Raw genomic sequence first — 18,535 nt, 5'->3', positions numbered from 1 at the left:
GAACCGTCCGGGCCCCGCCGAGAGGATCACCATGCCCACGCCCGTAGAGACCGGCGGCCGCTTCACCTTCGCCGACTGGCAGGAGAGTCCCGCCGGCCCCGCGGAGGCCACACCGCGCCTCGCCCGCGCCGAGGTCACCAACTCCTTCACCGGCGGGGTCGAGGCGGACCGGACCACCTGCACCTACACGATCGCCTACACCGGGGAGAACACCGGCACGTACACCGGCATGGAACTGCTCTCCGGCAGCGTCGACGGCCGCAAGGGCACCTTCGTCCTGGAGGAGCGCGGCAGCTTCGACCCGGCGGGCGCCGTCTGCCGCTTCGAGGTGGTGCCCGGCTCCGGCACCGGCGATCTCGCCGGGCTGACGGGCTCCGGAGGGTTCACCTCCCGGCACGGAGAGGCGTCCGTGGAGTACACCTTCACGTACGACATCGCCTGACGCCCGGCCCGGTGGGGGCGGGCCGGGAGGGCCCGCCCCCACCACCGCCCCCACCGAAGGTGCCGCTGTTACCTCACGTACTTACATACCCCACGTACCCCACGTACCTCACGGTGCGCCGAAGGTCAGCGTCAGCTGCGGGGTGCCCTCGTTGGCCTGCGCCTCCGAGGACCACAGCCACAGCGCGTCCGTACCCGCGCTGCTCAGGGCCAGACCGTAGCCCGTGCCGAGGGCCGCGGCGACGGCCTGGGTGTTCAGCGCCGTGGTGTGCACCGCAGAGCCGTCCGGGACCCCGGCGAAGGCGCCGAGCGCCGGACCGCCCAGGCCGGGGCGGTTGTTGTACGTCGTCCCGCCCTCGGTCCACGACCCGGCGACCGGGACGACCGAGACGGTGTCCGTCGTACCGGCGCCGCTCATCGTGCTCGTCTTCACGCTGAGGGTGGCCGACTTCAGCACCGTGCCCGCAGGCGCGGCGGGCAGGTTGAAGCGGAGGTAGCTCGCGTAGAACGACGTGCCGCGCACGGCGAGCGAGCTCGACGTGCCGTAGTTGGTGTCGGGCGCGCCCGCGTTGGCGTAGGTGTCCTCCGCGGCGGTCACCGGTACCACCGAGTCGGCCGGGGCGGTGGCGAGGGCGTAGTGGTGCTGTACCTGCGCCGCGCTCAGGACGGTCGGGTAGACGGCGGTCTCGTCGAGCCGCCCCGCCCAGTACTCGCTGGTGGGGCGGTCCGGCCAGCCGCCGAGGCTGTCGCCGCCGGCGTGCCAGTAGCCCGAGAAGTTCTCGTGCGTGGTGACGTTCAGGGTGCCCTTCTGGGCGCCGTCCACGTAGAGGGTCATCCCGCCGGGGCCCTGGGTGGCGACGACGTGGTGCCACGTGTCGTCGTTGTAGGCGGCGCTGGTGATGACGGTGCGGGTCGCACCGGTGTAGACGCCGTAGACCAGCCGGCCGTCATTGGTCATGTAGATGTGCTTGTCGTACTGATTGCTGCCGCGGGACTGGTTGTTCCCGAAGCCGACGAGCTTGCCGCCTCGGGTGGTGTTCGTCTTGAACCAGGTCTCGATGGTGTAGGTGCTGCCCACCGTCTGGCGCTTGTCCCCGTACACCTGGGTGTCCGTGCCGTTGAAGCCGATCGCCGTGCTCGCGCCGGAGACGGCACCGGGCGTCTGGCGCAGCGCCGGGGCGTTCAGGTGCACACCGCTCTGGTTGCCGCCGTCCGAGGAGTCGGCGACGAAGGGCAGGGCGGACTCGTCGTAGCGCCAGTACTGCTGGGCTCCGTCGGCGCGCACCTGGTTCGGGTAGCCGTCCACCGAGGTCGGGACCGTCACGCTCGCGGTGCCCGACAGGGCGCTGGCGTTGCCCGCCGCGTCGGTGGCCGTCACGCGGTAGGTGTACGACTGGCCGGGCGTGACGGTGGTGTCGGTCCAGGAGGCCTGCGGGCGCCGGAAGAACAGCGAGTCCGCGGCGACCGTGGCGATCGGCGTGGCCGCCCCGTTGCGGTAGATCCTGTAGGTCAGCGTGCTGTCGTCGAGGTCGAGGCTGGTGCGCCAGCGCACCTGCGCCTCGCCGGGTTTGAAGCTGACCGCGCTCGCGACGGGCACGGTGGGCGCGCCGGTGTCCCCGGTGGAGGCGAAGCGCGTCAGGCTCTGCTGCGCCGCGCCGTTGACGGTGGTGAACTCGCCGCCGACCCACAGGTACTGGACGCCGCCCTTGGAGCCGACCGTCATCACGCGCGGGCCGATGCCCTCGCCGATGCCGTCGTTGGTGTCGGGGGCCCAGCCCAGCTTGCCGGTGCCGCTGGTGGGCTGGGCGAGCAGGTGGTGGCGCTGGCCGTCGGGGAACTCGCCCACGCTGGAACAGTCGTGCGCGTGCGAGGCGCTGTAGAGCACGCTCTGGTAGGGCAGTACGGCCTGCGTGGCGCCGAGGCAGGTGTCGCGCCAGCGCTGGTTGAAGTCGCCGAGGCCCAGCGCGATCCGGCCGTCGAAGACACCGCCGCCCGTGCCCTCGTTGGCGGTGTAGAAACCGGTCGCGTCGGTCGCGACGTCCTTGACGACCGAGTTGGTCTCGATGAAGCCGGGATAGGACTTGGTGAGCGCGCCGCTCGTCGCGTTCACGACGGCCAGCGCGTGCGTGTTCGTACCGTTGACGGTGAAGAAGTCGCCGCCGAGCACCACGCTGTTGCCGTCCGGGGTGACCTCCACGGCGCGGCCGGGCTCGTCCGCGTTGGCGGTGAAGGGCCTGAGCGTCCCGTCGGCCGCGTCGACCGCGGCGAAGCGCTCGCGCTGCTGGCCGGCGACGCTGAGGAAGTCGCCGCCCGCGTAGACGGTGTCGTCGGTGACGGCGAGGGCCCTTACGGTGGCCGCGAAGGCCGGCCGGAACGCGGGTTTGACCGTGCAGCTCGCCACGTCGATGGCGGCGAGGCTGGAGACGGGGGTGCCGTTGACCGCGCCGAAGTAGCCGCCCGCGTACAGGGTCTGCTTGTCGGGCGACAGGGTGAGCGCGCGGACGGTGGCGGTGCCGCCGCCGACGGTGAAGGACAGCTTGCAGGAGGTCGGGGCGCCGGTCGCGGCGTCGAGCGCCGCGAAGTTCACCGCCGGCTCCTCGCTGCCGGCGCCGCCCGCGGGCGGGCGTACCGCGGAGAAGGTACCCCCGACGAAGACCTGGCCGCCGGCCTCGGCGAGGGCCCAGACCACGCCGTTGGGCTGCCAGGTCGACAGCGCGTCGGCGGTGAACGCGACGGGTGGGGTGACGGCCGCTGCCTGCTGGACGAGGCCGAGGCCCATGCCCGCGCCGGTTCCGGCCAGGGACAGGGCGAGAGCGGCCGCCAGCCCTCTGGATCTACGCATGAACCCCCCAGTTCGAGTGCGGTGTGGCCGTACGGGGCGCGGCCGGATGGGGCATGGCCGGAAACCGCCGAAGAGCCGTCCGCAGCCATGCGTACGGGCGCACCCTAGGGCGAATCGGCACGCGGTTCATCCCACTTGACACATCGGATGCCAAATTGCACCGCGCCAGGACGGTGTGGGCGGGGCGGGCGGGGGCAGGCGGGGCGGCGGAGGGAGGAGCGGTGGGCCAGCCGGAAACCGTCGGCCACCCCCCCTCCACACGGGGTCACCCCGGCAAAACAGCCCCGCGCGGCGCCGCGCCCCTCTACGGTGCCCTGGGGGGACGGGCACGGCACTGGAGGATGGGGCGGGGATGGACGAAGAAGAGGACATGCGGCTGGCGGGGATGACGCCGGAGATCTCGCGCCGCACGCTCGCCATGCTGCGCGGTCTCGCGGGCCTCGAACCGCCGGAACAGGTGCCGGAGGACGCGATGCTCGTCGCCGACGCCATCCTGGCCGACTACGGCACCGACGGGCTGCGGGTACTGGCGATGACGCTGTCGGCCTGGGCGACGGCGCAGATCGAGAACGTCGCCGAGCTCAGCGGGCGCAGCAACGAGGCGGTGCTGGACGCCATGGAACTGGCCTGCCTGGAGGCGAACGCCGACGAGTAGACGGCCGCCGGGACGGGCGGGGCCGCCGGGACCGGCGGGGCGGGCGGGACCGGCGGGGCGGGCGGGGCCGGCGGGGCGGCCGGGACCGGCCGGATGGGGCCGGTCCGGAAGAAGCACCGTCCGCTGCGGTCTCGATGGGGCGCGCGTCGGCGACACTGGGGGTAGCAGTGCGCCGTGGGGGGTCGTGATCGGAGGCCGTCGTGAGCACACCTTCCCCCGTCCGGATGGCTGCCGTGCTGTCCGCCGAGCATCGCGGCCGACTGATGGCCCAGGCCCGCGAGGTCAATTTCCCCGAAGGCGCTCGGATCTTCGACGAAGGCTCCCCGGCGGAGTCCTTCTGGATCGTGCGCTCCGGCACGGTGACCCTGCAGATCCCCGGCGCCGGCCGTCGGCCCACACCCGTGGAGAACCTCGGCCCCGGTGAGCTGGTGGGCTGGTCGTGGCTCTTCCCGCCGTACGTGTGGCAACTGAGCGCCGAGGCGATGACGCCGGTGCGGGCGTTCGAGTTCGACGGCCAGAGCGTGCGGCTGCTCATGGACGCCGATCCCGCGTTCGGATCCGCTATCGGCCACTGGGTCGGGCGCGTCCTCGCGATTCGGCTGCAGCAGACCCGCACCCGTCTCCTCGACCTCTACGCCCCGCGCGCCGCGGGGCGCAGCGCGTAGACCCTGTCGTCAAAGTAGCGCCTGGCCCGCGGCGCCCGGCACGGCACCTCGCCCCGGTGCAGTGCGGTGCCGTGCCGGTACGTCCGGCAGACGAGCCGCGGCCCTCCGCCCTGCGATGCACCGCTTCTGACGCCGTGCGCCGACCCGCCGGGACTCGCTCACGGGACAGCCCGCGGGCTGTCGCCGCCCGACGCAGGCGGGTCCGGGCGAAGCCTGCAGGTACGGTCGACCCCACCCCGGCGGAGGTCCGGAACCCGGACCCGGAACCCGGACCCGGAACCCGATCCGGAACCGGGCCCGGAACCCGGCACGGACCTTTTCGCAAAGGTTTCACGCGTGTCTCCCGGTCGGTGTTCGGCCGATTCGCCCGCCCGCTGCCGCACTGGTCAGACCGCATGACACCGCTGCGGTCTGCAGTCATCCGTACACGATACGTGACGTGAAATAGGGGTCCGAACGGGCGTTCACGGCCCGTGTGGGCAAGACTCGTGTCCGCTATCCGAAACAACAACCCAAGGGAGTGTTCGAAATGCGGTCCATCACCAGGGGTCTCGGGCTCGGTTCCGCCGCCATGGCGCTTACCGCGCTCACTGCGCTGGCCTGGCCGGGAGCGGCTGGAGCCGCTCCTTCCGGCACGGAAAGCCTGTACGCCCCGTCCGCGCTCGTGCTCGGGGTGACCGCCGGAGACGACACCGCGACCGGTACGGTACTGCGCGCGGTGACACTGGTCTGCGCGCCGACGCCGGGCGGGACGCACCCGAACCCGGTCGGCGCGTGCGCCGAATTACGTGCGCACGCGACACGGCTGGACGTCCTCGCGGCGCCCGGGCCCGACACCGCGTGCACCAAGGAGTGGAACCCCATGACGGTCACGGTCGACGGGGTGTGGCAGGGCCGTCGGCTGAACTACGACCACGTCTTCGGCAACCCGTGCGGTCTGCGTAGCGCCAACGGCGTCCTGTTCAACTTCTGACGCACACCCCGTGCGACCTGACGCGCGCTCAGCGCGTGCGGTGACCGGCCGGGCGGCACGCCGACCGCCGCCCGGCCGGGGCCGGCCGCGACCGGCACGCGGGGACGTCAGCCCAGTTCGAGGCTGGTGACGCCATAGATCCCGGCCAGTTCGAGCTCGGGGGCCTGGCCGGTGTACATCCGGGCGGCCTCGAAGGTGGGGACCAGCCCGAGGCCCTCGAACAGGGCGACGCCTCCCGGGTTCGCGTCCGGCACGTCCACGCTGACCAGACCGCCGGGCGCGTGCTCGGCGAGCCGGCGCAGCAGGGTGGCCGCGATGCCGGGGGTGGCCGCGTAGAGGGGGCCGATGCGGGAGGCTCCGCTGCACGGCCGGATGACGCCGATCCCCTCGATCCGGCCGTCGCGGACGGCAGCCAGTGCCGTCCGGCCGGGCAGGGCGGTCCAGGCGGAGAGGAAGGCGTCGCGCGCCTCGGGGAAGAACCGGCGGTCGTAGGCGGCGATTTGCCCGAAGGGCAGCGTGGCCGCGTCGACCACCTCGACCCCGGCGCCGGCGCCCTCACCGGCGCCCTGCGGGACACCTTCGTGGCGGACGTTGTTCCAGGCCGGACGGAATCCGGACTTACGGTAGTTGTCCTGCTGCTCGACGACCCCGTCCAGCCCGATGAGCCGCCCCTCCAGCCGCTCCATCGCGGCGTGCCAGAGCCTGATGCCGTACCCCTGCCCGCGAAAGGCGGGCCGGGCGATGTAGAAGCCGATGAACCCGAAGCCCGCGCCGTAGCGGACCGCGGAGACGCAGGCCACCGGCTCGCCGTCGAGCCGGCCGACGAGGAAGCCCTCCGGGTCGGCGACCGCGAAGGCGAACCGGTCCGTGTCTCCCGGGTTCCAGCCCTCCTCGTCGGCCCAGCCGCGGATCATCTCCATGTCGGCGGCACTCGCGCCGGTGATCTCGAATCCCGTCATGCCCGGTGTTGTACCAGACGGCCGAAGGCCGTGCAGCGGGGCTTGTCGAGCCACTGGGAGCCCTGCGCCCGGCCTGCGGCGCGCGGCGGTCTCAGCCCGCGCAGATCACGTCGTCGAGCCGGATGGGCTCGGAGTCGAGGCGTACGTAGGCGGTGAAGGTGTCGGTGTGCCCGGACTCCCAGTGCGTGGTGACGGTGGCCCAGCCGACGGCGGCCGACTGGGCGACGGTCACCGGGCCGACGCCGATGTCCTGCGGTTCGTTCTGCGCGCAGAGCAGGACGTCGACCTCCGGGGTCTCCTTCTGCCTGTCCTTGAGCACCTGCGAGACGCGGCTCTCGCGGTCCTGGTGGGACGGGCCGTGCTGGCCGTAGAAGTCGGCGAGGAAGCGGCTGATCGCGTCAGCGGTGTGCTGCGGCGGGGCCGGGACGGCCGGCTGCGCGGCGAGGGCGGGAACGGGCGACAGGGCCACCGGCGCCAGCAGGGTCAGCAGCAGGGCGCCAAGGCTGTACGGCTTGAGCTTCATGTCCGGTATGTACCCGCGTGTCGGTGCCGAGGGCAGGGGCCCGGTCCGGATCTCACCCCTCTGGAGGTCGGGATTCACCGCAGAAACGGCCCTCCGGCCCCGGGCGCACCGGTCCCCGCCCTGATCGACGGGAGGCGCGGACGGGCGGCGGACGGGTGAACGGATAAATGCGGTCGCGTCCGCGGCGGCCCCGTACATAGGCTCGGCGCATGGGGAAACCGCTCGTCGCAGTGTTCAGTGGGGCCGGGATGTCCACCGATTCCGGGATTCCCGATTACCGGGGGCCGCAGGGGCTGTGGCGCCGCGAGCCCGACGCCGAGAAGCTCGTGACCTACTCGTACTACATGGCCGATCCGGAGATCCGGCGCCGGTCCTGGCTGATGCGCGCCGAGCTCGGGGCGCTCGGGGCGCGGCCGAACGCCGCGCACCTGGCCGTGGCGGAGCTGGAGCGCGGCGGCACCCCGGTGCGGGTGATCACGCAGAACGTGGACGGGCTGCACCAGCTCGCCGGGATGCCCGCGCGCAAGGTGTTCGAGCTGCACGGCACCGCCCGGTCGGTGGTGTGCACCGCCTGCCGTGCCCGGTCGGACATGGACGGGGCGCTGGCCCGGGTCGCCGCCGGGGAGCCGGATCCCGCCTGCCTGCGGTGCGGCGGGATCCTCAAGGCGGCCACCGTGATGTTCGGCGAGCGGCTCGACCCGCAGGTGCTGGGACAGGCGATGGCGGTGGCCAAGGGGTGTCAGGTCTTCGTCGCCGTCGGCTCGACGCTCCAGGTGCAGCCCGCCGCCTCGCTGGCCGGGATGGCGGCGGAGGCCGGGGCCCGGCTGATCATCGTGAACGCCGAGGAGACCCCGTACGACCCGCTCGCCGACGAGGTGATCCGCGAGCCGATCGGGACCGCGCTGCCCGCGCTCCTGGCCCGGATCTCGGCCGGACGGGAAACGGTCTAGGCACCCCCTAGCCCGAGAAGCCGTCGGCCGCCCGGCGCAGCTCCGCCACGTCCAGCTTCTTCATCTTCATCATGGCGGCGGCGGCCCGGGCGGCCCGCTCCGGGTCCGGGTCGCTGATCGCGTCGATGGCACCGGGCGGGATGACCTGCCAGGACACCCCGAACTTGTCCTTGACCCAGCCGCAGGCGGACTCCGTGCCGCCGTCCTTGGTCAGCTCGTCGTAGTAGTAGTCCGCCTCGGGCTCGTCGGCGCAGTGGATCTGGAAGGAGATCGCCTCGGTGAAGGGAAACTGCGGTCCGCCGTTGAGGCCGACGAACCTCTGCCCGTTGATCTCGAACTCGACGATCATCACCGAGCCCGCCTGCCCGGGGCCCGCTTCCGTATAGCGGCTGGTCCGGCCGATCTTGCCGTCCTTGAAGACGGACACGTAGTACGCGGCGGCTGCTTCCGCGTCGCCGTCGAACCACAGACACGTGGTGAAACCGTTGCCGCTCATCTCTGCCTCCAGGCCGGTGCGTGTGGACGGTGGTTGCCGCCCCTCACATACAGACCGGCCCCGGGCCCGAAATTCATCGGTGGGCCCGGGGCCGGTCTGTGTTCGGCCGGGATTTCGCCCGGACGGCCTACTTCGCGGGCTCCGCGCCCATCGCGAGCATGCGGTCGACGACACGCTCGGTGGCGCGGCCGTCGTCCAGGTCGCAGAACTCGTCGCGGAACGCCGCCCGCGCCTGCGCGTACTGCTCGCCGACGGCGTCCGCGTTGCGTACGGCCTCGATCAGGCTCGCCGAGTCCGCCAGCAGCGGGCCGGGCGCCTTCTCCTCCAGGTCGAAGTTGAAGCCGCGCAGCGTGCCCTTGTAGTGCTCCAGGTCGTACGTGAAGAGCAGGATCGGCCGGTCGGTGAGCGCGAAGTCGAAGATCGCGGAGGAGTAGTCCGAGATGAGCACGTCGGCGACGAGCAACAGGTCGGCGGCGTCGGGCCAGCGGGAGACGTCGACGACGAAGCCGTCGCGGACGCCCTCGCGGACCTGCTCGCCCACGTGGTGGTGGCCACGGATCAGCAGGACGTGGTCCTCGCCCAGCTCGCGGCGTGCCTGGTCCAGGTCGATCCGCAGGTCGAGCTTGTACCCGCCCGACCAGCCCTCGCAGTTCTCGCGCCACGTGGGCATGTAGAGGACGACCTTCTTGCCCTCGGGCAGGCCGAGCCGACGCCGGACCTCGGCGATCCGCTCGGCGTCGGGACGTACGAGTGCGTCCGTGCGCGGGCTGCCGGCCTCGATGACCTCGCCGTCGTAGCCGAGGGCGCGCTTGAGGAGGGGCGTCGCGTACGAGCTCGGGGAGGCGAGCAGGGTCCACTGGGCGCTGTCGTGCGCCAGCCCCTCCAGGATCTCGGGGCTCGTGTAGTAGTCGTGCACGAAGTCGTGGCCGATCTGCTTGATCGGCGTGCCGTGCCAGGTCTGGACGACGACCTGACCGGCGCGGCGCTCGAAGTGCTGCGGCACGTTGTCGTTGGTCACGTAGTAGCGGGCGCGGGCCAGCAGCTCCCAGGACTCCACGCTGCCGTGCTGCACGGCGCGTGCGGTCGCCGGGACCTCGGCGCGGCCGTCGCGCACCAGCCAGATGTGCTCCAGCTTCTCGCCGCGGCGCAGCAGTTCCTCGTGGATGGCGCGGGGGGAGTCGCCGGCGCCGTTCCCCTGGAAGGTGTCGTAGACGACGACGTCCTTGACCGGCAGGGCGCGCTGCGCCGGGTAGGTCTCGAAACGGGCCACGCGCTGGGCGTAGCGGGAGCGGTCGTGCGGGCTGAGCAGCGGGTCGGCGACCAGCACCATGCGGTCGTAGAAGCGGGTCTCGACCCGCATCCGGCGGCCCTGCGTGGTGAGGGGGTGCGGGCCGGCGAAGAGCTGGCCGGGGCCCATCTGCACGGGAGCGCCGCGGTCGACGCCGAGGAGGCCGGCGGTGGTCCCGCCCTGGGCGGCCGGGCGCAGCGTGGGCCACCAGCGGCCCTCGGGGAGCGTGGTGCGGCCCGCGTACGGCTCGGGGAGGACGGGCTCGAAGGTGGTCTCGAAGCTGTCGCCGTCGCGGGTGACGGGGTAGCTGAACTCCGTGCCGTGCGCGTTGTGGAGGACGAGCTCGTACGGCTCGTCGGTCGGCGCGGCGAACCGGCCCTTCAGGGTGACGGTGCCGTCCTTGGTCTCGACGGTGTCGATCAGCGGCGGCGAGGGCTGCACGGAGAGGGTCAGGTGTCCGGTGTTGCCGCGCTTGGCGAACAGTGCGCGGTCCGCCTCCTCGCCGGGCAGGGGCAGGACCAGGCCGTTGAAACCGCCGCGCTCGTCGTGGGCCAGGCGGTGCTCGGTGCCGTCGGCGCCGAGCACGGACAGGCTCCACGGCTCCGGGGTCCACTCACCGGGCTCGCACGGGGCGTCCGGCACGGCGGCCAGGTCGGCCAGCGGCACACGGGCGGTGAAGGGGATCCGGCCGGCGCCGGCCGGGGTGCCCGCGGCGGTCTCCAGCGGGAAGGCGAGGACGGTGCCGGTGCTGACGTGCACGGCCTGCAGGGTGGTGGCGCCGTTGGCCTCGGCGGAGAGCTCGCCGCTGATCAGGGCGGCGTCGCCGGCGGGCCGTACGTCCAGGGCGCGGGCGCGGACGATCTCCACCTGGATGGTGAGGGAGCCGGAGACGGCCGGCACGATCCGGACGTCCGGGGCCACCCAGTGCGCGGGCGGGTTCTGGCCGGTGTCGTTCTCGCCGCCCTTGAGGCGGGCGCGGTGCAGGCCGCCGGCCCCGGTGACGGCGACGGAGGTGGTCCATATCCCCTCGCGCCAGGTGCCGCCCGACTGGAAGACCGAGGGGTCGACGACGGCGGTGAAGCCGGCCCAGTCGGCGTGCTTCAGGGCGAGGTGCGGGGCGTTCACCGTGGCCATCGGGGAGGCGACCGTACGGGTGCTGACGACCGAGCGGCGGCGCTTGCCGCCCTCGCGGAACACCAGCATCTTGCGGGAGCCGAGGCGGCTCTCCGCGCCGAGGTGGCCGGGCAGGGCGTAGCCGCGCAGGAGCAGCTTGCCGTCCGCCCAGGCCGCCTGCTCCAGGCGGCTGACGACGCGGCGCTCGCGCGGGCCGAGCGTGAGGATCTTGGCGGGGACCGGCGGGCGGCCCTGCAGGAAGGGGTAGTCCGCCTGCGGGCGGGCGATGCCCTTGACGGGCACGCTGTAGTGGTAGTCGCGCTGGTGGTCCTGGAGGGCGATGAAGTCCTCGACGCGGCCTTCGCTCGCCAGGAACGCCTTGAGGCGGTCGGCGACGGTCAGGTCGGACCAGGGGCCGGTGCCGATCTCCCGGATGAGGCCGCCGACCTCCTTGACGAACGCGGCGCGGAAGTCGGCGCCGCCTTCACCGACGTACTTGTAGATGAGCGGGAGTTCCTCGCTCAGTACGTTGTAGTCGTAGTCGCGCAGGTAGCGGGTGTACTTGGCGCCCTGCTTGGCCTTGAGGGACTCGCGGACCAGGCGGACGGACTTCACGCGGTCGATGAGGGAGACCGGGTCGGTGGAGCGCTGGGTGATGGAGCGCTCGCCGGTCTCGCGCACGCGCCAGTGGTAGACGCAGTCGCTGAGGATGTCGACGCTGGAGGCGAAGTAGTGCGCCGGGATGCTGACCGGGGCGTCCTCGTACAGGATGCCCTCCGGGTACTGGAAGCCGTGCTCGTCCCAGAAGGTGCGCCGGTAGACCTTGTTCCACGCGGTGCGGTCGGTGACCAGCGCCGGGAACTTGGAGATGTGGGTCTTCAGCTGGGTCTTCGCGAAAGCCGCCCGGTGGCCCCAGGACTGCTGCATGCCGACGGAGCGGAAGCGCTTCACGTTACCGCCGGCGAAGTCCGAGCCCGTCTCGTCGAGGGCGTCGATCAGCCGCTGGTAGGCGTAGTCCGGCATGGTGTCGTCACTGTCGACGAAAGCCAGGTACTCGCTGTCCTTGTGGGCGTGCCGGGCACCGACGTTGCGTGCGGCGCCGAGGCCGGCGTTCTCCTGCATCACGACCCGGAAGCGCTTGTCCCGCGCGGCGAAGGCCTTGGCGATGACGGCGCTGGTGTCCGTGGACCCGTCGTCCACGAGGATGGCCTCGAAGTCGCCGAAGGTCTGAGCGGCGATGGATTCCAGGCACTCGTCGAGGTAGAGCTCGACGTTGTAGACGGGGACGACGATGCTCAGGCGCGGGGGCATGGGTGGCGGGTTCTCCAGCGTTTGGTGCTTTATCGATGATCAGCTACTCACAGCATCCTACTAGGTGACGGAATCATGGACTCCTCCCTTATCGGGCATACCACAGCTGATCGCCGGGGCGGACGGCAAAGATTTAAGCCGCCCGCCACCTCGACGACGCGGCCCTGGCTCAGATCTCCAGGTCGGCCTCGATCCTCTTCAGCTGGTGGCGGGCCATCGCGAGATTGGCCCGGCCCCTGTCGAGGGCGAGGTAGAGGAAGAAGCCCGAGGTGCCCCGGCCCTTCAGCAGACGGATCAGGTGGTACTGGCCGCCCAGCGTGATGAGGATGTCCTCGATCTCGTCCTGGAGGCCGAGCATCTCCATCGTGCGGACCTTGGCGCGCACCACGTCCGTGTTGCCCGCGGCGGCGACCCCGAGGTCGAGGTCCTTGCCACCGCCGATGGTCCCGAGGGCCATGCCGCTGCCGTAGTCGACCAGGGCGGCGCCGAGCGCGCCGTCGATGATTGTGGTGGCTTCCTTGAGCGCGGTCTCGACGTTTGCCATGAGTGGTTCCTCTTTCGTGTTCGCTGTGGTTGTTCTGGTTGCGGTGCAGTCGGTTGTCGTCGTGCGGAGCGTCAGGCGGGCGGAGCGGGCGGCAGCGGGGGAAGGGGCGGTACACCGGTGCCCCGCCGCCCGAGGGTGCGGTCGATGAGCTCGCCTATGCGCAGGCTGGAGCGCCGGGCCTCCAGGTGGAGCCGGCCGACGTTGACGCGCGGCTCCGCGGTCAGGGTGAGGACGGCCGCCTCGCCGGCCGCGTAGGTGGCCACGTAGCCGTGCTCGCCGCGCACCAGCAGTTCGCGGAATCCGCCCTGCCCGGTGCTGTCGCTCAGTCGCTGGGCGACGCCGAGGGCTGCCGCGGTCAGTGCCGCGACGGTCTCGGCTTCGGAGGCGGCGCTGTCCTGGGCGAGTACGAGGCCGTCGGCGCTCGCGGCGAGGGCGCCTGTGAGCTGGGGCACTCGGGCCCGCAGCCTGCGGAGCTCGGCGACTATCTCGGCCTCCGCCTCGGGAGGCACCGTGCTCATGTCGGCCTTTCTCCTTTCAGGCTGCCTCCGCTCGGAGCGGTCGGCGCGCAGGGCCGGTCGCAGCGGGAGCCTCACAGACTTGCCTCCAGTGCGTCGCGTAACCGGCGGAGCAGCGCCACGTCCGGGGGTTGGGCCTGGGTCATCCAGTCGGGCAGGGGGTCCGCGACCGGCGGCGGGGCCGGGATGTGCGGGGTCTCGACCAGTCCGGCCGCCGCGAGGCGCCGTACGTCGAGCAGCGTGTGGAAGGCGGGCCGGCCGAGGACCCACGCGAGGTCCGCCGGGGTGCGTACGCCGTCGGCCTGGTGCAGCAGCATCCGCTGCCGGGCGGTGATCGTCTGGCCGGGGACGGCCTGCCTCGGCACGACCGGGGAGGTGTCCAGCAGCGGGTACGGCCAGACCGCGTCGAGCAGTTCCCGGCGGCGCCGGGTCTCGCGCTCCACGGCGGCGGCCGGGACGGAGCGGACGGAGCCGATCCAGTGGGTGGCTCCGCGGCGGAAGCGGGAGGGGCCGCTGCCCGGGGAGAGCGCGAAGAAGGCGGCGTCGAAGATGGCCGCGAGGTGGCAGATCTCCAGCTCCCCGCCCGCGAGGCCGCCGCTGTCCACGAGGAAGCGGGCGACCTGGCGGCGGGCGCCGGCCCGGTCCACGGCCTCGCGCCAGCGCTCGGGGGCGAGGCCGCCGCCGGTGGTGAGCAGTACGTCGAGGCCGGGGGTGGCCGGGCTCTCGGCGTGCACGATGCGTCCGTTCTCCAGGAAGAGCGTGCCCCGGTCACGTAACAGCGCGCCGGTGGCGCGTTCGGCGGCGAGCCGGGTGAGGAGGGGGGAGACGGCGACGCCGATGGTGGTGACCGGGGTGGTCATCTGAGCACCAGCCCCTCGGCGAGGGCGCGGAGCCTGTGCCGCGCCAGGGCGAGGTTGCCGTCGGCGCGGTCGAGCCACAGGTGCAGGAAGACGCTGCTGTCGAAGCTCGTCTCGACGAAGCGCAGCACGTGGTAGCCGGTGCGGGTGGTGACGATCAGATCCTCGACGGGCGGACCCGCGGGCGGTCTGCCGGACCCGTCACCGGGTATCTGATCGGACTCCGCCGGGGCGAAGGACTCGTACTCGGCGGCCGCCCGGGCCAGCTCGGCGGTTTCGGCGGCGGTGGTCTCGTGGTCGCCCACGGGCGAGTCCCCGGCGGTGCCGAGGGCCAGTCCGCTGCTCCAGTCGACCAGCGCGGCCCCCCGCGCACCAGGCAAGGCCATGGCTTCGAGCAGGCATTCGTCGATCCCGGGCACGCGGGCTCCCCTCCCGGCCGGACGTGCGGGGTGCACGGTCGTACGGCGCGACATGAGGGAACTTACTCAACTTCCACACTGCGAAAGGGTGTTCTGGCATTTTCCGCTGGAACATGCACGGATGGGCGTGAGAGCTTGGCCGGAACCCGTCCACTTTTGATCACGAAGCGAGCGGGAGATCATCCGCGAGCCGGAACGAGCCGCCCTCGCGCTGAACATAGCCCTCATGGCTCAGGGTGCGCAGCAAGTGGTAGACCGTGGGCAAGGGGATGCCGGTGAGCCGGGCGAGCCGCTTGGCCGTCACCCCGCCTTCCGCGTACATCGCTTCCAGCAGGCGCAGCGCGCGCTGCACGGAACCGATCAGGGTGGGTGTGCTGTCCTTCTGGCTGTGGTGCTCGGTGCCCATGGGTGGTCCCCCTGCTCCGGTGCGAGGCCTGGCGGACCCATCCAAGTCGCTCCACTGCCGCAAAACCAGCTGACTCGCGTAAACCTGAGCATAAGATCACCGCACCCCGGCCCGGCCGCGGCGGGCGGAGGGCCCCCGCCTAAGCTGCCCCGACCACGGATCCAGAAGGATCGTGGCGGGGAGGGAACATGGAGATCGGCATCGGGGTGGCGGCGCCACCGGCCCGGGAGTGCCCGGAGTGCGGGACCGCGGTACCCCGTGACGAGCGGTACGTCGAATGGTGCGGGGCCTGCGACTGGAACGTGGATCCCGGCGCGCCGGAACCGGAATCCGGCCGGATCGCGACGGTCCGGCGGCGCCTCGCGCGGGCGTACGGCGAGCAGTTGGCGGCCGAGATGGAACGGGGGGCCGCCGGTGGTGCGCCGCGGGCCCGGGACGGGGCGACCGCTCTGGCCTTCACCATCTCGCTCCTGGTGCACGGGGTGACCGTGTTCCTGGTGGTGGCCGGGGTGCTGCTGATCGTTCTCGGCTGGGAGACCGGGGCGCAGCCGGCGATCGGGGTCCTGCTGCTGGTGCTCGCGTCGGTGCTGCGGCCGCGCCCGGGGCGGCTGCCGAAGGACGCGCTGACGCTCCACCGGGCGGACGCGCCGCGGCTGTTCGAGCTCATCGACGAGGTCGGGGCCGTGGTCGGGACCACCGGAGTGCACACCGTGGTGGTGGAACCGGCCGCCAACGCCGCGGTGACCGCCTACGGCCTGCGGCAGCGTCGTGTGCTGTATCTCGGGCTCGGGCTCTGGGAGATCCTCACGCCGCAGGAGCGGGTGGCGCTGCTGGGCCACGAGCTGGGCCACTTCGCCCATGGCGACGTACGGCGCGGCTGGGTCACCAACGGCGCGCTGCGCTCCCTGTCGGTCTGGTTCGACATGCTGACGCCGACCCCCGCCCGGACCTTGCAGGAACGGTTCGTCAACGCCGTGACGTTCCTGCCGCGGTGGGCTGTGTACGGGCTGCTCCACCTGCTGGACCAGCTGACGCTGCGGGCATCCCAGCGGGCCGAGTACCTGGCCGACACGAGTGCGGCCCGGGCCGGGTCCACGGCGGCGGCCGTCGCTCTGCTGGACCGGCTCCTCGTGACGGGTTCGGTCTCTCCCGAGCTGCGGCGCGAGTCGGTGGCCGCGCAGATGCGGGGCGGACGTGGCGGACGGGAGGACCGCGACAAGGCGGAACAGGGGCTGTGGGAGCGACTGGCGGCGCACGTCGGCGCCGTACCGGAGCGGGAGTACGAGCGGCTGCGCCGGGTCGCCGCGCGGCGCGGGCACAGCGTCGACTCCACCCATCCGCCGACCCACCTGCGGCGCCGGTGCGCGGCTGCGGGCGGCCCGTATCCGGCCCAGGTCGTCTGCGACGGCTCCCGGGAGGACGCGGTGGGCGCCGAACTGGCTCCGGCGCGCGCCGCGCTGGCCCGCCAGGTGATCCGCGACTTCGCGGGCTGATCCGGCGGACCCGGTGCGCGCGGTGCGCACGGCGGACCCGGTGCGCGCGGTGCGCCCCGTGGGTGCGCGGTGTACCGGGCGCGCCGGGAGGTCAGTCCGCGGGCCGCTCCGGGAGGAGGCGCTCGGCCATCGTCTCGATGAGCGTCTCCACCGGGTAGCCCTCCAGCAGCGTCGGCACGGTCAGGTCGTCCACGATCAGACCCAGCATCGCAAGGTAGAGCAGCACCACCCCCTGCCGGTCCCCCGGCAGGCCCGCCTCCAGGTGCCAGTTGATGTTGGCCTCCAGCTCGGCGCGCTGGAACCCGGCCATTTCGGCCTGGAGTTCGGGGCGGCGGGTGGCTTCCAGCCGCAGCTCCAGCATCGCGATGTGCACGCTGCGCTCGCGCCGCATCCGGTCCAGGAGCTGGCCGAGCAGCACCTTGGTGTCCAGTGGGCCGGCCAGGTCGGCCGGGTCCGGGACCAGCCGCTCCCGGGTGCGGTGGAGGATCTGCACGAGCAGCTGGGCCCGGTTGGCGAAGTAGTTCGAGGCGGTGCCCGTCGGCACGCCCGCCTCGCCGTCCACCGCGCGCAGCGTCAGGCCGCGGGAACCCTCGCGTGCCATGACTTCGATGGCGGCGTCGAGCAGCGCGGCGCGGCGCTGCGGATTCTGGCGCATGAGCGGTCCCTCGGGTCGTCGGTGGTCGTGGGCGGTGTGCGGTGTGCGGTGCGGCGGCCGCGGGTCCGGGTGAGCGGCCCCGTCGACCGGTGAGCACTGCACATGCAGTGCTCAGCTCACGGTAGCGGATGCGTACACGGATGCGGATGCGCACGGTCCGGGCCCTCCCCACCACCCCCTCCCCCGTGTCAGGCTGCGCGTCATGGAGCGGATCATCGAGGAGATACGCGAGGACCTGGCACGCCGGCTCGCCCGGGCGGCGGACCGGCTCGCCGACCGGACCCTGGCCGAGGATCCCGCGTACGCCGCCCAGCTCGGCCGGGCCGAGCTGCGCGAGCGGATCCACCGCAGCCTCCGCCAGGCCGTCGAGGGCCTGGTCCGCAGCTCCCGGGGCCTGCCGGTGGAGCTCGCCGACGCCCGGGCCGCCGGCACGCTCCGGGCCGAGCAGGGGCTGCCGCTCGCCCCGCTGCTGCGCACCTACCGCAGCGGCGGGCGGCTGCTCTGGACGGCCCTCACCGAGGCGGTGGCCTCGCACGACCGGGCTGCGCTGCCCCGCCTGTTGCCGGGCGCGACCGCACTGTGGGACGTAGTGGACCAGATGACGGACGCCGTGTCCGAGGGCTACCGCAGCACGGAGGCCGCCCGCACCGACCGTGACCGGGAACGCCGCGCGGCCCTGCTCGACGCCCTGCTCGACGGCGCCGCCGCCCCGGCGGGTCCCGCCGCCGCGGAGGCCGCCGCGGAGGCCGCCGCGCGGCTGGGGCTCCCGGAGCGCGGCCGCTTCGCGGTGGTCGTGCTCGCCGCGGACGGTTCCGCCCGGCCGGCGGAGAGGCCCACAGCGGCGGCCGGGGACCTGCGCGTGCTGTGGCGGATCCGCGCCGAGGCGGAGACCGGCCTCGTGGAGCTGGGCCACCACCCGCTGGAGTCCGTACGGGAACTGCTCGCGCCGCTCGGGGTCCGCGCCGGCGTCAGCCCGATCGTGGAGGCCCCGGCCGAACTGGCCCGGGCGTACCGGCTGGCCGCCCTCGCGCTGCGTACCGCCCCGGAGTCCGGCGGCCCGCGCACCGCCCTGCTCGACGAAGGACTGCCGGCGGCCCTGGTCGCGGGCCAGACCGAACTCGCCGGGCGGCTGCGGCAGGTGGTGCTGGGCCCGGTGCTGGCCCTGCCCGTGGAGGACCGCCGGCTGCTGCTGACCACCCTGGGCACCTGGCTGGCCTGTCAGGGCTCGACGACGTTCGCCGCGCAGCGGCTGTACTGCCACCGCAACACCGTCTCCAACCGGCTGCGCCGCGTGGAGCAGCTGACGGGGCGCTCCCTGTCGGACCCGCGGCACCTGGTGGAACTGGCGCTGGCTCACGCCGCGGTGGTCCAGCGGATTCCGGGGCCACACGCGCCCCGGGGCCGCGCCGATCCGAAGTGAGGGCGGGCCG

The 18,535-nt window shown here is 72.9% G+C and carries 18 protein-coding genes; 7 read left to right on the top strand and 11 right to left on the bottom strand.

Annotated features, from left to right (window positions below; all coding sequences use genetic code 11):
* Positions 1 to 31: 31 nt before the first annotated feature.
* Complete coding sequence (locus tag ACFCZ1_RS01270; RefSeq protein WP_376676235.1) at positions 32 to 442, top strand: DUF3224 domain-containing protein; 411 nt, start codon at positions 32 to 34, stop codon at positions 440 to 442.
* A 108-nt stretch (positions 443 to 550) separates the two neighbouring features.
* Here ACFCZ1_RS01270 and ACFCZ1_RS01265 read toward each other — a convergent pair whose 3' ends face one another.
* The gene (locus ACFCZ1_RS01265) at positions 551 to 3,283 is read right to left on the bottom strand and encodes a DNRLRE domain-containing protein (RefSeq protein ID WP_376676234.1); all 2,733 of its coding nucleotides are present in this window, start codon (positions 3,281 to 3,283) and stop codon (positions 551 to 553) included.
* A gap of 352 nt (positions 3,284 to 3,635) precedes the next feature.
* Between ACFCZ1_RS01265 and ACFCZ1_RS01260 the strand changes: the two genes are divergently transcribed.
* From ACFCZ1_RS01260 to ACFCZ1_RS01250, 3 genes are all read left to right on the top strand, one after another.
* On the top strand, positions 3,636 to 3,938 hold the full coding sequence (locus ACFCZ1_RS01260) for a hypothetical protein (RefSeq protein ID WP_376676233.1): 303 nt from the start codon (positions 3,636 to 3,638) through the stop codon (positions 3,936 to 3,938).
* Between the two features lie 200 nt (positions 3,939 to 4,138).
* On the top strand, positions 4,139 to 4,603 hold the full coding sequence (locus ACFCZ1_RS01255; RefSeq protein WP_376676232.1) for a Crp/Fnr family transcriptional regulator: 465 nt from the start codon (positions 4,139 to 4,141) through the stop codon (positions 4,601 to 4,603).
* A gap of 529 nt (positions 4,604 to 5,132) precedes the next feature.
* Complete coding sequence (locus ACFCZ1_RS01250) at positions 5,133 to 5,576, top strand: subtilase-type protease inhibitor (protein ID WP_376676231.1); 444 nt, start codon at positions 5,133 to 5,135, stop codon at positions 5,574 to 5,576.
* A gap of 107 nt (positions 5,577 to 5,683) precedes the next feature.
* Here the strand turns inward: ACFCZ1_RS01250 and ACFCZ1_RS01245 are convergent, their stop codons facing one another.
* Positions 5,684 to 6,535: a GNAT family N-acetyltransferase gene (locus ACFCZ1_RS01245; RefSeq protein WP_376676230.1), complete on the bottom strand. Its 852-nt coding sequence runs from the start codon at positions 6,533 to 6,535 to the stop codon at positions 5,684 to 5,686.
* 91 nt (positions 6,536 to 6,626) lie between these two features.
* On the bottom strand, positions 6,627 to 7,058 hold the full coding sequence (locus ACFCZ1_RS01240) for a hypothetical protein (protein ID WP_376676229.1): 432 nt from the start codon (positions 7,056 to 7,058) through the stop codon (positions 6,627 to 6,629).
* Between the two features lie 209 nt (positions 7,059 to 7,267).
* Here ACFCZ1_RS01240 and ACFCZ1_RS01235 point away from each other — a divergent pair, with 209 nt between their 5' ends.
* Positions 7,268 to 8,008 (top strand): NAD-dependent deacetylase, encoded by a 741-nt coding sequence (locus ACFCZ1_RS01235; protein WP_376676228.1) that lies wholly within the window; start codon positions 7,268 to 7,270, stop codon positions 8,006 to 8,008.
* A 7-nt stretch (positions 8,009 to 8,015) separates the two neighbouring features.
* On the opposite strand, the gene ACFCZ1_RS01230 is transcribed toward ACFCZ1_RS01235, so the two are convergent.
* The 7 genes from ACFCZ1_RS01230 to ACFCZ1_RS01200 all read right to left on the bottom strand — a co-directional run bounded on the left by ACFCZ1_RS01230 (position 8,016) and on the right by ACFCZ1_RS01200 (position 14,957).
* Complete coding sequence (locus tag ACFCZ1_RS01230) at positions 8,016 to 8,504, bottom strand: VOC family protein (RefSeq protein ID WP_376676227.1); 489 nt, start codon at positions 8,502 to 8,504, stop codon at positions 8,016 to 8,018.
* Positions 8,505 to 8,631: 127 nt separating this feature from the next.
* Positions 8,632 to 12,216: a CDP-glycerol glycerophosphotransferase family protein gene (locus tag ACFCZ1_RS01225; RefSeq protein ID WP_376676226.1), complete on the bottom strand. Its 3,585-nt coding sequence runs from the start codon at positions 12,214 to 12,216 to the stop codon at positions 8,632 to 8,634.
* A gap of 169 nt (positions 12,217 to 12,385) precedes the next feature.
* The gene (locus tag ACFCZ1_RS01220) at positions 12,386 to 12,760 is read right to left on the bottom strand and encodes a hypothetical protein (RefSeq protein ID WP_376676225.1); all 375 of its coding nucleotides are present in this window, start codon (positions 12,758 to 12,760) and stop codon (positions 12,386 to 12,388) included.
* 71 nt (positions 12,761 to 12,831) lie between these two features.
* Positions 12,832 to 13,278, bottom strand: coding sequence for a roadblock/LC7 domain-containing protein (locus ACFCZ1_RS01215; protein ID WP_376676224.1), 447 nt, complete (start codon positions 13,276 to 13,278; stop codon positions 12,832 to 12,834).
* A 71-nt stretch (positions 13,279 to 13,349) separates the two neighbouring features.
* The gene (locus ACFCZ1_RS01210; protein WP_376676223.1) at positions 13,350 to 14,135 is read right to left on the bottom strand and encodes a transcriptional regulator; all 786 of its coding nucleotides are present in this window, start codon (positions 14,133 to 14,135) and stop codon (positions 13,350 to 13,352) included.
* On the bottom strand, positions 14,132 to 14,551 hold the full coding sequence (locus ACFCZ1_RS01205; RefSeq protein WP_376676222.1) for a hypothetical protein: 420 nt from the start codon (positions 14,549 to 14,551) through the stop codon (positions 14,132 to 14,134). Before ACFCZ1_RS01205 ends, ACFCZ1_RS01210 begins: the two co-directional genes overlap by 4 nt.
* 160 nt (positions 14,552 to 14,711) lie before the next feature.
* Complete coding sequence (locus ACFCZ1_RS01200) at positions 14,712 to 14,957, bottom strand: helix-turn-helix domain-containing protein (protein ID WP_376676221.1); 246 nt, start codon at positions 14,955 to 14,957, stop codon at positions 14,712 to 14,714.
* Positions 14,958 to 15,145: 188 nt separating this feature from the next.
* Between ACFCZ1_RS01200 and ACFCZ1_RS01195 the strand changes: the two genes are divergently transcribed.
* On the top strand, positions 15,146 to 16,450 hold the full coding sequence (locus ACFCZ1_RS01195; protein ID WP_376676220.1) for a M48 family metallopeptidase: 1,305 nt from the start codon (positions 15,146 to 15,148) through the stop codon (positions 16,448 to 16,450).
* 91 nt (positions 16,451 to 16,541) lie between these two features.
* Here ACFCZ1_RS01195 and ACFCZ1_RS01190 read toward each other — a convergent pair whose 3' ends face one another.
* A complete protein-coding gene (locus ACFCZ1_RS01190) occupies positions 16,542 to 17,105 on the bottom strand; it encodes a TetR/AcrR family transcriptional regulator (RefSeq protein ID WP_376676219.1) in 564 nt (187 codons plus the stop codon).
* Positions 17,106 to 17,307: 202 nt separating this feature from the next.
* Here ACFCZ1_RS01190 and ACFCZ1_RS01185 point away from each other — a divergent pair, with 202 nt between their 5' ends.
* Positions 17,308 to 18,525 (top strand): helix-turn-helix domain-containing protein, encoded by a 1,218-nt coding sequence (locus ACFCZ1_RS01185; protein WP_376676218.1) that lies wholly within the window; start codon positions 17,308 to 17,310, stop codon positions 18,523 to 18,525.
* The last annotated feature ends 10 nt before the right edge of the window (positions 18,526 to 18,535 follow it).

It is taken from the genome of Streptomyces sp. NPDC056224 (assembly GCF_042267665.1).
Taxonomy (GTDB): domain Bacteria; phylum Actinomycetota; class Actinomycetes; order Streptomycetales; family Streptomycetaceae; genus Streptomyces.
The sequence above is the reverse complement of the archived record's forward strand: the minus strand, read 5'-3'. Positions and strand labels throughout refer to the sequence as shown.